Source organism: Variovorax paradoxus (assembly GCF_030811855.1).
Classification (GTDB): Bacteria; Pseudomonadota; Gammaproteobacteria; order Burkholderiales; family Burkholderiaceae_C; genus Variovorax; species Variovorax paradoxus_L.
Window position 1 is genome coordinate 151513 of the sequence record NZ_JAUSRN010000012.1, and the last position, 13886, is coordinate 165398.

The following is a 13886-nucleotide window of genomic DNA, read 5'->3' on the forward strand; positions in this document are numbered from 1 at the left end:
GTCAGACCAAAGGGATGGTCATGCGGTCGATGACGCCTCGCGTATCGGGCCGCACGCCGCGCCACCACAAGAAGGCCTCCGCTGCCTGTTCCACGAGCATGCCGACGCCGTCGGCCAGCGTGGGCACGCCGGCGTGCTGCGCCAGGCGCAGGAAGGGCGTAAGACCCTTGCCATAGGCGAGCTCGTAGGCGAGCTTCGCACCCTGAAGCGTCTCGGCAGGCAGGGGCGGCAGTTCACCCTTGAGGCTGGCCGAGGTGCCGTTGATGACGATGTCGAATCGCTCTCCTGCCAGATCGCCATAGCCGCAGCCTTGCACATGACCGTGTCCGGCGAACTGCTTTGCAAGGTCTGTGGCCTTGGTTTCCGTGCGGTTCGCCAATACGACCTCGTTCGGTTGTTGCGCGAGAAAGGGCAGCAGTGCGCCACGCACCGCACCGCCAGCGCCGATCACCAGCATGCGCGCACCCTTGAGCGCGAAGCCCAGGTTGTGCTGGATGTCGTTGGTCAGGCCCACGCCGTCGAAGTTGTCGGCAATGATGCGGTCGCCCTCGAACTTGAGCGCATTGGTGGCGCCGGCGAGTTCGGCGCGTTCGAGCCGTTCGGTGGCCAACGCGTAGGCCTGCAGCTTGAAGGGGGCCGTGACGTTCATTCCTCGCCCGCCTGCCTTGCGAAATGCGTGCACGTCGTCGGCGAAGCGGTCGAGCGAGCCCTCGATCGCGCTGTAGTCGATGTCCTGGCCGGTCGCTTGCGCGAAGCTGCCGTGGATCATCGGCGACTTGGTGTGTCCTATCGGATTGCCGATCACGGCGTACCTGTCGGTCATGACTTGTCTCCTTGCTTGCTGTAGAGCACGCCGTCGGCCTGCATGTCGGCGATCTGTGCCGCATCGAAACCGAGGCTGGCTGCGATTTCCGCGTTGTGCTCGCCCAGTTCGGGCGCCACCTGCGTGATCGAGGTGTCGCAGCCCGACATGCGAAAAGGCAGGTTCGGCAGGCGGATCTTGCCGAGCACCGGGTGGTCCTGCTCGACCACCATGCCGCGCGCACGGATCTGCGGATCGGCCAGCACTTCGTCGATGCGCTGGACCTTGGCGGCAGGCACGTCGATGCCGTCCAGCATCTTCAGCACTTGGGCGACCGGCTGCGCCGCAACCCACGGCTTCACCACTTCGAGGATCTCCGCGCGATGGGCATTGCGCCCGGCCGAAGCGTGCAGCCGCGTGTCGCCGCCGAACCCCGCAGGGCCACCATTCTTTTCGACAAGCGCGGCAAAGCGCTTCCATGCGTCGTCCACCTGTGCGGCGATCACGAGGTCACCGTCCTGCGCGCGGAACACGCCGTAGAGCGTGGAATTGGGCATGTCGTGCCCGGTCTGCACCGGCACTTCCTGTCCGTTGGAAAGCGTGTAGCACTGCACCGCGTACTCGTGCATGGACACCAGCGTGTCGTACAGCGCCATGTCGATGTGTTGCCCGCGGCCGGACTTCACGCGCCCCAGCAGCGCGGCATTGATCGCGGCGACCGCATGGATGCCGGTGTACATGTCGCCCAGCGAGATGCGCAGCAATGGCGGCGCCTCGCCAGGGTTGCCGACCATCTGCATGATGCCGCTCTTGGCCTCGGCGATGAGGCCGAAGCCAGCGCGGTGCGAGTCGGGGCCGGTGTGGCCGTAAGCCGAGATCGAGCAGTACACGAGTCCGGGGTTGGTTTCCGCGAGTTCGGCATAGCCCAGGCCGAGCTTGTCGAGCGCACCGGGGCGGTAGTTCTCGACGAACACGTCGGCACTGTCGACCAGCTTCTTCATCAACGCGCGGCCGCGCGGATCTTTCGTGTTCACGCTGAGCCCCTTCTTGCCCATGTTCTGCTGCAGGAAGTAGCCGCTGTGATCGCCGACGAACCACGCATGCTGACGCCCGGCATCGCCCGTGCCGGGGCGCTCGACCTTGATGACCTCCGCACCGAGCGCGGCGAGGCAGCGCCCAACATAGGGGCCGGCCAGGAAGTGGCTGTAGTCGATCACGCGGAAGCCGGCCAGCGGCAGCGCTTGCTTTTGCGACGTGCTCATACCGGCTTCCTCGGCACCATCACGCGGTGCTCGCCTTTTTGCACGACCTCGTCGCGCTGGTTGATGAGTTCGGACGGCAGCACGAGGATGCCCCAGCCCGGCTTGCTCTTCGATTCGCGCTTGCTGCCGACGTGGAATTTCACGCGCACCGTATCGCCGAGCTTGATGGGGCCGACGAAGCTCCATTCCCAGCCGAGGGACATGCCCGGCATGAAGCGCATGTCGCTCTTGGTCTTGAGCCCGTCGGCCACCGAGAGGCCGAACAGCCCGTGCGCCACGCGGGTGCCGAACGGTGTGGTGCGCGCATAAGCTTCGTCGGTGTGAACAGGGGTGTGGTCGCCGGTGAGGTCGGCGTACGCCATCACGCGGGCTTCTGTCACTTCGTAGGGCGGGCTGATGCACTCCTGGCCGACGACGGCGTCGTCCCAGTACTTGTCTTCGATGGTCAAGGCGGTCATGGTGTCTCTCTATGCGTCGGGCGACGGTTCTTCAGGCGCGGGGATCGATGGCGAGCGCGCGCGCCACGGCGCCAGCACTGGCCTGGATGAATTCGACGGCCAGTCCGTCCGGCAGGCGCAGCCAGTTGCGGCCCTGCGGCATTTCGGTCACATCGAAGGCCTGCGCTGCGGCGAGAGCGGCTTCGAGGTCTTCGCACATCACGCCGAGATGGCCAAGGCGGCCTTCAGGCCCTGCGTAGTCCGGTTTGGCCATGAACTGCATGCCGCCGAGGGTCCAGTACTGGACCGGGTCTTCTAGCGTGCCCTGTACCTCGCGCATCGTCATGGCGCAAACGTCGTGGAAGAACTTGATGTGCCAATGGATGTCTTTCACCCAGATGGCGACGTGTTCCACATAAGCGCGCGGCGTGCTCATTTCGCCTCCAGCCGGCGTTCAATGCCCTTGATGGCCGCCACCAGCGTCTGGTTCACCGGTGTCGGCACGTTGTGCTTGAGCCCGGCGCGCACCACCGAGCCGTTGATGAAATCGATCTCGGTGATGGAGCCTTTCTCCAGGCTCTGCAGCATCGAGGTCTTGAATTCGTAGGGCAGGCCTTCGGCGGCCATCACCCATGCATCGCGCGGGGACTTGATCGACAGCTTCACGCCGATCGCCTGCGCGACGGCCATCGCCTCGGTCACGGCCGCGATGGCCGTCGCCTCGATCTCGGGCACCGCGTAGAGGCTGCCGTACACCTGGCCCGTGATGCCGCTCAGTGCGCCGGTCGAGACGTTGATGAGCAGCTTGTCCCACATCACGCCCATGATGTTGTCGCTGACCTCGCAAGGCAGCCCGGCGCGCTCGAACTCGGCTGCGATGGCCCTGGCGCGTTCGCTCACGTTGCCGTCGAGCTCGCCGATCACCGTGCGCTTGCCACGGGTGCCGGCAATGATGTGGCCCGGGCCGAGCAGAACGCCGCCAACGTAGGTCTTGCCGGCCAGCACGTGCGCGCGGCCGGCGACGTCGGCCAGGATCTCCTCGTGGCCCATGCCGTTCTGCAGCGACATCAGCGCGGTGTCGGGCCCGATGATTGACAACGCGCCTTTGATGGCGGCGCGCGTGTGGAAGGACTTGACCAGCACGATCACCAGGTCGGCGGGCGCCAGGCCCTCGACGCTTGTCGATGCGCGCACCTTGACGCGGCGTTCCGAGTCGCCGTCTTTTATGAGGAGGCCGTCGCGATGGATAGCGTCGACGTGCGCCTGGAACGGATCGATGAGCGTGACGTCCGACCCGCCGGCCGCGAGCGTGCCGCCGATGGCACAGCCGAGGGCGCCAGCGCCAAGGAAGTAGATTTTCATGCCTGTCTCTCGAAGGGATGCTTCGAAGGGGTGTCTCGAAGGAATGCCTTGAAGATAGGTTTCGATGAACATTTCGTCCATGACATGGGGCGAATGGTCTACATTCCGTTTTGAAATGAACGCAGACGACGACAACCTCGATTGCGCGGGCTTGCTCAGCCTCAAGCTGCTGCGCCTGTTCGACCTGATCTACACCACGCAGAGCGTTACGCGCGCAGCCGACCAGCTCGGTCAAAGCCAGCCGACGGTGAGCAACTGGCTGGGCCGGCTGCGCAGGCATCTGGGCGACGAACTGTTCGTGCGCACAGCGGCAGGCATGCAGCCGACGCCGCGCGCAGAAGAGCTGATCGTTCCGGCGCGCGAGGCACTGGCGGCGCTGCGCCGTGTGGCCGCGCCACCGGAAGCGTTCGATCCGTCGAGCTCAAGGCGGCGCTTCCGCATCTGCATGACGGATGCCAGCCACATCACGCTGCTGCCGCAACTGCTCGCGCACGTGCGCGCCGTGGGCCCCGGCATCCGCCTGGAGGCTGCGCGCATCGATGAGGAAACCGGACAGGCGCTGCAGTCCGGCCAGGCCGACCTTGCGATCGGACTGGTGCCGTGGCTCGAGTCAGGCTTCTATCAACAGGTGCTGTATCCGCAAAACTGGGTGTGCCTGGTCAACGCCCGGCACCCTCGGATCACCGCAAAAGGCATGGGCTTGCGCGACTTCAAGGCCGAAGCACACATCGGCATCGTCGGTGGTACGGGCGTTCAACTGCTGGAGGCGGCGCTGCTGCGGCACCGCGTCGAACGGCGCATCTTGCTGGAGCTACCCGGCTTCCTGGGACTGGCCGCCATCGTGTCGACCACCGACCTCGTGGCCACGGTGCCCCGCCAGATCGGCGAGACACTGGCCCGCACCAACGGACTCGCTGTCTTTGATTGCCCGGTGCCCGTGCCGCCGTTCACCGTCAAGCAGCACTGGCATGCGCGCTACAACCAGGACCCGGCGAATCGCTGGTTGCGTGGTTTGTGCGAGCGGCTTTTTGCCAGGAAATCGAACGCGCGCAAATAGGGGATCGAGCCTTTCGACGACGACCAAGGTGCATGGGTACGGCAATTCACGACATGTAAGCATGCCTTCTTGACACGACAACGTGACATTATTATTCTGCCGTCATGAGCACGACCACGTCCACGTATGAGAGCCCGCTCCGCGCAGAACAGATGGAGCAGACGCGCCTTCGGATACTGGAGGCGACGGCGGATGTGCTGGCGGACGAGGAGGTCAACGAGGTCACGGTTCCGCTTGTCGCCGTGCGCGCCCGCGTGTCGGTCCGTACCGTCTACCGGCACTTCCCGACCAAGGAGGCGCTCTTCGACGAGTTCGGTGAGTGGGCGGAGGAGCATCTTCGGGTCGTCCTCCTTTCCTACCCGGACACGCTCGAGGGCGTCCGCGAGATGGCGCCTGCGCTCTATCGCATGTACGACGAGCGAGCCCCGCTGATCCGCGCCCTCCTATCGAAGCGCGGCCAGGAGATCCGGGCTCGCACGCGGCGCCGGCGACTGGCGACGTTCGAGAAGGCAATGCGGGAGGTCACCGACGGGCTCGGGCCGGCCGAGCGCCAACGCGCCCTTGCGGTGATCTATCTGCTCGTGAGCGCGCCCGCTTGGCAGGCAATGCGCGACCAGTGGGGGCTCGAGGGCCAGGAGGCCGGCAAGGCCGCCGCCTGGGCCGTACGCGTGCTGACGGACGAACTTCGCCGCAATCCGGCAAGCATGAAGGAGATTGATCATGATGACACTCGTCGCTGAGCAGACCTTCGCCCCACCCGGTCCGGGATCGTGGTTCCTCGACCCGACTCACTGGACGCGGCCGGTGACCCGCTTCCACGCGGAGATCTTTCCCGACGCGTTCCAGCGCGGCTTCGGCGAGAGCCTCCGCCGCTACGGATCGCTGCTCGAGTACTTGGAGGCGGGCTTCGTCAACGGTTTTCCGTACTACTGCGCACGCGCCGTCGGCGCGCCGAGGGAGGCGGTCGGTCACCCGCCGAAAGAGGCGTGGGACGAGCTCGCGCGCAGTCACCCAATGATTCAGCGCCGGCTCGAGACAAGCGCGACCGTGTTCGAGCGCAAGCTCTGGCGTGAGGACCTCGAGCGCTGGGACCGGGAGGTGAAGCCCGCGGCAATCCGGGCCCACCTCGCGCTGCTCGCGGTTGACCCGGCGGCGCTCGACACGCCTGCGCTCCTCGCATACATCGATCGCTGCCGCGAGAACCAGATCCATGGCGCGTACATCCATCACCTCTTCAACGTGCCGGCGCTCCTGCCAGTGGGCGACTTCCTCGTGCACGCGCAAGAGTGGACAGGCCGCTCGCCGGCCCAGTTGCTCGGTCTCCTCCAGGGCGCGAACCCCGACCCGCTCGGTGCAGACGATGAGCTCGAGCGACTGGTCGGCGCGCTCCGACTGGATGCGACGGCGACGGCCTTGCTCACGTCGGCCGGAGAGCCGGGCGAGGTGATCGCCGCGCTTCGCTCGCTGTCCGGCGACACGGGCCGGCTCGCTTCGGCCTACGTCGATCGTGTCGCCTGGCGGCCGGTCAACGGCGAGGACGTGGGCGACCCGTCGGTGCACGAGCTTCCCGAGCTGATCGTCGGAGCGATCCACACAGCATTCGATCGCCTCGAGACTCCACCGGCGAACGACCTGGACCGAAAGACCTCTGCGTTGCGCGACGCAGTGCCCGCTCGGCATCGCGACGCTTTCGACGCGCTGCTCGAGGAGGCTCGGGCGACCTACCGGCTGCGCGACGAGCGGGGCATTTACGCCGACCTCTGGGCGATCGGGATCATGCGGCGCGCGATCCTGGCGGCCGGCCAACGGCTTAGGGCGGCGGGACGGCTCGCCGATCCCGGCCATCTCGTCGAGGCTGGCTACGCGGAGCTGCGAAGCCTTGTCGCGTCCGGCGACGGCCCATCTGGCGAGGAACTGGCAGAGCGTGCGCGCTACCGGCTCAAGGCGCGCTACGCGGATGCGCCGGCGTTTCTCGGCGGCGAGCCGGGCGATCCGCTGCCGCCCGAGTGGCTGCCTCCGTCGGCGGCAAGGCTGGAGCGCGCGATCGGTGCGGCCGTGCAGGCGATCTTCGCCGCGCCGAAGCCGCGCACCGAGGAGCGAAAGGTTCATGGTCTGGGCGTCAGCCCGGGCCACTACGAGGGCACCGCACGGGTGATTCGCGGCACCGAGGAGTTTGGTCGCATCGAGCGAGGCGACATCCTCGTCACGAACTCCACAACGACGGCATTCAACATCGTGCTGCCGCTCCTCGGCGCGATCGTGACCGACCGGGGCGGGCTGCTCTCGCACGCCGCGATCGTCGCGCGCGAGTACGGACTGCCAGCGGTCGTCGGGTGCACCGATGCGACCTCCGTGCTCCTGGACGGTGCGAAGATCATCGTCGATGGCACCGCGGGCGAGGTCGAGCTCGTCGCATGACGGAAGCAGGCGACCATGAAACCGGCGGCGCTTACCGAGGAACTCGAGGAGAGCCTGTTCGGCGGCAAGGCCGCGCAGCTGGCCGCCGCCATGCGTGCGGGCCTGCCGGTTCCCGCGGGTGTCGCGCTTCCGTACGAGTTTGTGGATGCAGTCGCTGCTGACGAACGCGACGCGAAGCAGCAGCTGGCTGCAGTCTTTCGCACGCTCGGTGCCCCGCTCGTGGCGCGCTCGTCCGCAGTGGGTGAGGACTCCGAGCAGGCGAGCTTCGCAGGACAGCATCTGACGCAGCTGAACCTTTGCTCCGAGCCCGAACTCGTTGATGCCGTGTCCGCCATCTGGCGCTCGGCGCGCTCGCCTTCAGCATTCGCCTACCGCGAGCGCCTGCAGCTGCCCAGTGAACCGAGAATGGGCGTCGTCATCCAGGAGCTCGTCGATGCGGACTCCGCCGGCGTGCTCTTCAGCCGCAACCCCGTCAACGGTTCGGACGAGCTCGTGATCGAGGCGGCCTGGGGGCTCGGGGAGTCGGTCGTTGCCGGTCTCGTCATCCCAGATCGGTTCACTTTGAGGCGTAATGGTACCGTCGCCGAGCGAATCGCGGGACTGAAGGACGTCGCCATACGCATCGACCCGGAAGGCGGCACAAGCAGCACACACGTTCCCGAAGGGCTCACCCGGGTGCTCTGCATCGACGATGCACAGCTCGCCGCGCTTCATGCGCTGGCGCTCCGCTGCGACGAGGTGTTCGGTGGGAGCCACGACATCGAGTGGGCGTTCGCCGGCGGCCGGCTCTACCTCCTGCAGCGGCGAGCGCTCACGGCGATCCCAAGTCCGGCTGCAGGCGGCCACACGGACGAGCACGTGCGCTTGCCTGACTAGCGCGCGCGGTCGACTACGCGGGCGCCCTGCCCTTGACGGCCCAGGCCAGCGCCGCATACGAACGCGGGCCATCTGCTTCGCCGTCGAGATAAGCCGCCTGCACAGCCTCGCGCAACCGCCCGCGCGCATCGTCATCCAGCGTGGCGACATATTCCGCGCCGGGACCGTCCCTGCCCTCGTAGGGTCCCCAATAGTCCGCGAACGAGGCGAACTCCATCCGGATCGTGAGCGTCGTTTCTTCCACGCCCTTGAACCCGGCCTCGCGCCACGCCTTGGCGAGTTCGCCGGGCCGCGTCATGGGCCGCGTGTAGTTGCGGGCGCGTCGCGCACCGGCCTCGGGATCGAGCATCGCGGCGGTGTCGAAGAACATGCGGTTGGAGACCCAGCCGCCCCTCACGTCCCACACCGCCGCGGCGACCACGGCGCCGGGCTTCGCGACGCGCCGCATCTCGGCAATGGCCTTGCCCGGCTCCGGAACGAAGTGCAGCACCAGCAGCGAGAGCACGCGGTCGAAGCTCTGCGCCGCGTACGGCAGCGCGCAGGCGTCGGCCACCTCGAACGCGATGCGCGCGTCCTCGTTGTGGTGCCTGGCATGTTCGATGTAGGGCTGCGCGAGGTCCACGCCCCGCACTTCGCCGGCGCCGGTGCGTCGCGCCACGGCAAAGGCCAGGTGTCCGGTGCCGCATCCAACGTCGAGGATGCGGTCGCCGTCCGCAGTCCCGGTGAAGTCTAGAAAAGGCAGCGCGAGGAGGCGGCTCCATCGGCCCATCAACCGTTCATAGCCCTCGCCGTCGGTGGCGACGAAGGTCGAAGAAGTGGTGCTCATGGCAATCCCTCCGCACGGCCGGGCGCATTGGAAATTGCCGTGCAGACAGATGCTATGCCTCGGCCGATGGCGGCGTCAACGCCGCCTGTTCGCCGCAACAGGTGGAGTGCGTCCGATGCGAAGGCCTCTGACCCATGCGCGACGGCAGGATCTGCTTGTAGCCACGCGCACAACCGCAGCCTGCTTCGTGCAAGACCCTCATTGCAGCATCGGCGCGAGGGAACCGCGGCCTAAACTTTTAGGCATCCAAAGGCCCGACCTCAGCCCCTTCATGTCGCACACCGCCGCATTGCCCAACATTCCTAGCCACGCTTCATGGATGGCAGTGAACAACCCTGACCTCGTTTCGAAAAGGCCCACTCCATGAACTCCTCCATCGCCGAGCATCTCAGGCGCACTGGCCACCTGGACCGCATCTTCGTCGACGGCGAATGGGTCCTGCCCGACACGCAGGCGCGCAGCGCCGTCATCGACCCCTCCACCGAGGAGCCTGTCGCCGAGATCGCGCTGGGCAGCGCCAGAGATGTCGCCGCGGCCGTGGTGGCCGCACGGCGCGCCTTCGCCACCTGGTCCGTGAGTTCCGCCCAAAGCCGCGCCTTGCTGCTGGATCGCGTCCACGCCCTGATCCTGGAGCGCGCCGAACTGTTCGCTCAGGCGATCTCGCTGGAGATGGGCGCAGCCATCGGCTTTGCGCGCCTTACCCAGGTGCCCTCCGCGGCCGAGCACATCCGCGTGGCCCGCGGCAACGCGAGCAGCTATGCGTTCGTCACCCATCGCGGCGACATGGCCCTGGTGCGCGAGGCCATCGGCGTGTGCGGCCTGATCACCCCCTGGAACTGGCCGCTCTACCAGATCACCGCCAAGGTCGGCGCCGCGCTGGCGGCCGGCTGCACGGTGGTCCTGAAGCCCAGCGAGCTGTCGCCCCTGAGCGCCCTGCTCTTTGCCGAGGTGATGCACGACGCGGGCGTTCCGCCGGGGGTGTTCAACCTGGTGAACGGCAGCGGCGCGGAAGTCGGCGCCGCCCTGGCCGAACATCCCGATGTGGACATGATCTCGTTCACCGGCTCGACCCGCGCCGGCGTCCTGGTGGCCCAGGCGGCCGCCCCGACGGTCAAGCGCGTGGCCCAGGAACTCGGCGGCAAATCGCCCAACCTCGTGCTGCCGGATGCGGACCTCTCTGTGGCCGTCCCCAAAGGCGTGGCATCCGCCTTCCGCAACGTCGGCCAATCGTGCAGCGCACCGACACGCATGATCGTCCCCCGCGCGCGTTTGCAAGAGGTGGAACGGCTCGCGCTCGAAGCGGCCGCCAGCATCGTGGTGGGCGATCCGCGTTCGCAGCAGACCACGCACGGCCCGGTGGCCAATCGCGCGCAGTTCAACCGGGTGCAGGAAATGATCGGCATCGGCATGGCCGAAGGCGCGCGGCTCCTGTGCGGCGGCCCCGGGCGGCCCGAGGGCCTGGAGCGCGGCTTCTACTGCCGCCCGACCATCTTCAGCGCGGTGCATTCTCAGATGCAGATCGCGCAGGAGGAGATCTTCGGGCCGGTGCTCGCAATCATTCCCTACGACAGCGTGGACGAGGCGGTGGAGATCGCCAACGACACCGTCTATGGCCTGGGTGCCCATGTGCAAGGCCAGGACCTGACCGCGGCGCGTGCCGTGGCGGCGCGCATCCGCTCGGGGCAGGTGCACATCAACTATCCGGCGTGGAACCCCAACGCCCCGTTCGGTGGCTACAAGCGCTCGGGCAATGGCCGCGAATACGGCATCGAAGGTTTCGAGGAGTACCTTGAAACGAAGGCCATTCTCGGCTTTCAGGATGCCTCGGAACCCAGCAACAACTGACCGACTTTCAGTGAAGACATCGCGCATCGCGCAGGAGCAATCATGACCGTGGCCCTAGTACTTCATCGCGCCGATGGCGCGCCCGTTTCAACCGCTTTCCGCAGAGCGCCGTTCGGCAAGGACGATCCCTTTGCGCGGCATCGCGAGATCGCGTGGGAAGGACCGGGCGAGATGAGCGCGGGTCGCACCAGCTTCATCGGTGAGCTCGATGTCGCAAGCTATCCGCACATCGAAACCATCGTAGTGGTCGAGGGCGAGCTGACCCTGACGGCCGAAGGCGCGGCCCCGCTGGTGGTCGGTCCGCAAGCGGGTGCCATCATCGGATGCGGCACCTCGCTTCGTATCCAGGCCGGATCACGTGTGCGCTTCGTGTTTTGCGCGGCCGCCTGCGAGAAACCAACCCAGCGCGGCGTCTTCCCGCTGCAGGCCGATGCGAACTTCACGCCCACCGGCACGCTGCCCGCCGAAGTGCTGCTGGGCCCCGTGCCGGAGTGCCGCAGCGACAAGGTCTTCACCGATGACGCCGCGCAGTACCTTGCGGGCGTCTGGGACTCGACCCCCTACCACCGGATCGTTCGCGCGCATCGCATGAACGAGTTCATGCATCTCGTGGCAGGCAGCGTGCGCTTCGCAGCCCCTGACGGCGGCGTGCTGTCCGTTGGCACGGGCGATTCGCTTTTCGTGCCGCAGGGCGCGCCGATCGGATGGGAAAGCAGCGATCGCGTGGCGAAGTTCTACGTGTGCCAGACCGTCCCGGCTTGAACAGGCGAGCGAGATTCATCATGTCGCCTCCGCTGCAACACATCAACACCTCTCCCAAACCACCGGCTTCGGCGGACGTCGTCGTGATCGGCGGCGGCATCATCGGTGTCTTCACCGCCTACTACCTCGCCAAACGCGGCCTTTCGGTGGCGCTGGTGGAAAAGGGCAGGATCGGCGCCGAGCAATCGAGCCGCAACTGGGGCTGGTGCCGGCAGCAGAACCGCGACGCCCGCGAACTTCCGTTGGCGAGCAAGAGCCTCGACCTGTGGGAAGAATTTGCGGCGGAAAGCGGTGAAGACACAGGCTTTCATCGCTGCGGCCTGCTGTATCTCAGCAATGACGAGGCCGAGATTTCCCGCTGGGCCAGCTGGCGCGATTTTGCGAAGACCGCCGGCGTGACGACCCACATGCTGAGCAGCCGCGAGGCCGCCGAGCGCGGACAAGCGACCGGCCGCGCCTGGAAAGGCGGCGTCTTCTCGCCCAGCGATGGCACGGCCGATCCTGGCAAGGCCGCGCCGGCCGTAGCCGCTGCGCTCATCAAGCTCGGGGGCAGCGTCCATCAGAACTGCGCCGCGCGCGGCATCGAGACCGAAGGCGGTCGGGTCAGCGCTGTCGTGACCGAAGCCGGCGTCATCAAGACCCGGACGGTCGTGATGGCGGGTGGCGCCTGGGCCTCATCGTTCTGCCGGCAGCTGGGCATCCGTTTTCCGCAGGCCTCGATCCGTCAATCCATTCTGAGCGTGTCCGCCGTGGAGCATCGCTTGCCGGATGCCGTAGTGAGCGCGGGCGTGTCCGCCACGCGCCGCAACGACGGACGCTACGCACTGGCCATCAGCGGCCGCGCGCGCGTGGATCCGACAGGTCAGTTCCTGCGCTTCGCCCCGCAGTTCGTGCCGATGTTCGCCAAGCGCTGGCGCAACCTGCGTCCGGGCGGTTTGGAAGCCATTCGGAGTGGCCATGAAACGCTGGCACGATGGCGGCTCGATGCGCCAACGCCCATGGAACGCGTGCGCATCCTCGATCCGAAGCCCGATCCCGTGAGCATCAAGGACACCCACCGCCGCGCGATCGAACTGCTGCCCCAGCTTCGCGACGCCAAGATCACGCACGCGTGGGCTGGCTATATCGACAGCACGCCGGACGGTGTTCCCGGCATCGGCGAGGTGCCGGGTCTGCCGGGCTTCATCCTGGCCGCGGGCTTTTCCGGCCACGGCTTTGGCATCGGGCCCGGCGCCGGCCACCTCATTGCGGACATTGCCAGCGGCGGCGAACCGATCGTCGATCCCGTGCCGTACCGGCCGGAGCGGTTCAGTGGCTCGGCATGGGGCAAGGTCGCTGAGTTCTAGCATCGATGCTCGCGAGCGATGTGATCGTGGTCGGTGGCGGCCTGGTCGGCACCGCAGTGGCCTATGGGCTGGGCCAGCTCGGCAAGAACGTCACGGTCCTGGATGAAGGCGACGACGCGTTCCGCGCGTCACGCGGGAACTTCGGCTTGATCGGGGTTCACGGCAAGGGCCGTGGCTTTCCGCAATATGCCCGCTGGACCGGGAATCCGCCCGGCAATGGCCCGCGCTGGCCGCGCGCCTTCAGCGCGAAACCGGCATCGACGTCCAGGCCAGGCAGAACGGCGCATTCAACCTGTGCTTTTCCGAGGCCGAGTTCCAAGCGGGACTTCCATGATTCGGCGCATTGCCTTCATCCATACGGTTGCAATGCTGGTGGAGCGTTTCCGTCCGCGCTTCCAGTCTGAACTGCCAGGCGCAGACTGCTTTCACATGCTCGACGAAGGTGTGCCTGCAGGATCCTCAAGATCGACGATCCCATCTACGCCCGCGTGGCAAGCGCGCCGGGCCGCGTCGGCCTGATCTGCACGGCCTCGTCGACCGTCGCACCAAGCCAGACACTGCTGGCTGCGCACGCGCAGAGCGCGGCCCGCGACATTCCGACAGAGAGCGTCCTGTGTGCGACGGCATTCGATGCCTTGGCCAGCGGACGGCATGACCTGCACGATCGCCTCGTGTGCGAGGCTGCGGCAGAGTTGGCGCCACGCATCGATCGCATCGTCCTGGCGCAAGCCTCGCTGGCGCAGCTGGCCGAACCGCTCGCCGAGCAACTCGGGCTGCCGGTGTTCGCGAGTCCGGAACTGTTGGTGCAGGAAGTCGTTGCCCGGCTGCGGGACTCGGCCTGATACGGCGCCAGTTGCTCCGCGCCCGAAGGGCCCCGCCAAAAATGCCAGGCC

General features: G+C 67.0%; 14 protein-coding genes and 1 pseudogene. 9 read left to right on the top strand and 6 right to left on the bottom strand.

Annotated elements, in window-relative coordinates; genetic code table 11:
- Position 1 precedes the first annotated feature (1 nt).
- Genes aroE through J2X92_RS21595 form a run of 5 tightly spaced genes read right to left on the bottom strand, consistent with a single transcriptional unit; the run spans position 2 to position 3863 of the window.
- Entirely contained in the window at positions 2–823 is an 822-nt protein-coding gene (aroE, locus tag J2X92_RS21575; RefSeq protein WP_307578566.1) for a shikimate dehydrogenase, read from the bottom strand.
- Positions 820–2064: a CaiB/BaiF CoA transferase family protein gene (locus J2X92_RS21580; RefSeq protein WP_307578568.1), complete on the bottom strand. Its 1245-nt coding sequence runs from the start codon at positions 2062–2064 to the stop codon at positions 820–822. Before J2X92_RS21580 ends, aroE begins: the two co-directional genes overlap by 4 nt.
- Positions 2061–2513: a MaoC family dehydratase gene (locus tag J2X92_RS21585; protein WP_307578659.1), complete on the bottom strand. Its 453-nt coding sequence runs from the start codon at positions 2511–2513 to the stop codon at positions 2061–2063. Before J2X92_RS21585 ends, J2X92_RS21580 begins: the two co-directional genes overlap by 4 nt.
- A gap of 40 nt (positions 2514–2553) precedes the next feature.
- A complete protein-coding gene (locus J2X92_RS21590; RefSeq protein WP_307578570.1) occupies positions 2554–2937 on the bottom strand; it encodes a VOC family protein in 384 nt (127 codons plus the stop codon).
- Positions 2934–3863, bottom strand: coding sequence for a ketopantoate reductase family protein (locus J2X92_RS21595; RefSeq protein ID WP_307578572.1), 930 nt, complete (start codon positions 3861–3863; stop codon positions 2934–2936). Before J2X92_RS21595 ends, J2X92_RS21590 begins: the two co-directional genes overlap by 4 nt.
- A 115-nt stretch (positions 3864–3978) precedes the next feature.
- On the opposite strand from J2X92_RS21595, the gene J2X92_RS21600 reads away from it, so the two are divergent.
- The 4 genes from J2X92_RS21600 to J2X92_RS21615 all read left to right on the top strand — a co-directional run bounded on the left by J2X92_RS21600 (position 3979) and on the right by J2X92_RS21615 (position 8214).
- Positions 3979–4920, top strand: coding sequence for a LysR family transcriptional regulator (locus tag J2X92_RS21600; protein ID WP_307578573.1), 942 nt, complete (start codon positions 3979–3981; stop codon positions 4918–4920).
- A gap of 104 nt (positions 4921–5024) precedes the next feature.
- Positions 5025–5660 (top strand): TetR/AcrR family transcriptional regulator, encoded by a 636-nt coding sequence (locus J2X92_RS21605; RefSeq protein WP_307578574.1) that lies wholly within the window; start codon positions 5025–5027, stop codon positions 5658–5660.
- Positions 5641–7338, top strand: coding sequence for a PEP-utilizing enzyme (locus J2X92_RS21610; protein WP_307578575.1), 1698 nt, complete (start codon positions 5641–5643; stop codon positions 7336–7338). The genes J2X92_RS21605 and J2X92_RS21610 overlap by 20 nt, the downstream gene beginning before the upstream one ends.
- 15 nt (positions 7339–7353) lie before the next feature.
- A complete protein-coding gene (locus J2X92_RS21615; RefSeq protein ID WP_307578576.1) occupies positions 7354–8214 on the top strand; it encodes a PEP/pyruvate-binding domain-containing protein in 861 nt (286 codons plus the stop codon).
- A 13-nt stretch (positions 8215–8227) separates the two neighbouring features.
- Here the strand turns inward: J2X92_RS21615 and J2X92_RS21620 are convergent, their stop codons facing one another.
- Positions 8228–9040: a class I SAM-dependent methyltransferase gene (locus J2X92_RS21620; protein ID WP_307578578.1), complete on the bottom strand. Its 813-nt coding sequence runs from the start codon at positions 9038–9040 to the stop codon at positions 8228–8230.
- 363 nt (positions 9041–9403) lie between these two features.
- Between J2X92_RS21620 and J2X92_RS21625 the strand changes: the two genes are divergently transcribed.
- From J2X92_RS21625 to J2X92_RS21645, 5 genes and pseudogenes are all read left to right on the top strand, one after another.
- Positions 9404–10885, top strand: a complete 1482-nt coding sequence (locus J2X92_RS21625) for an aldehyde dehydrogenase family protein (protein ID WP_307578580.1) — start codon at positions 9404–9406, stop codon at positions 10883–10885.
- Between the two features lie 42 nt (positions 10886–10927).
- Positions 10928–11647 (top strand): cupin domain-containing protein, encoded by a 720-nt coding sequence (locus tag J2X92_RS21630; protein ID WP_307578581.1) that lies wholly within the window; start codon positions 10928–10930, stop codon positions 11645–11647.
- Between the two features lie 20 nt (positions 11648–11667).
- Complete coding sequence (locus J2X92_RS21635) at positions 11668–12993, top strand: NAD(P)/FAD-dependent oxidoreductase (protein WP_307578582.1); 1326 nt, start codon at positions 11668–11670, stop codon at positions 12991–12993.
- 5 nt (positions 12994–12998) lie between these two features.
- A pseudogene (locus tag J2X92_RS21640) lies at positions 12999–13306 on the top strand (FAD-dependent oxidoreductase); the annotation flags it as partial.
- Between the two features lie 163 nt (positions 13307–13469).
- Positions 13470–13835: an aspartate/glutamate racemase family protein gene (locus J2X92_RS21645; RefSeq protein WP_307578661.1), complete on the top strand. Its 366-nt coding sequence runs from the start codon at positions 13470–13472 to the stop codon at positions 13833–13835.
- Positions 13836–13886: the final 51 nt, after the last annotated feature.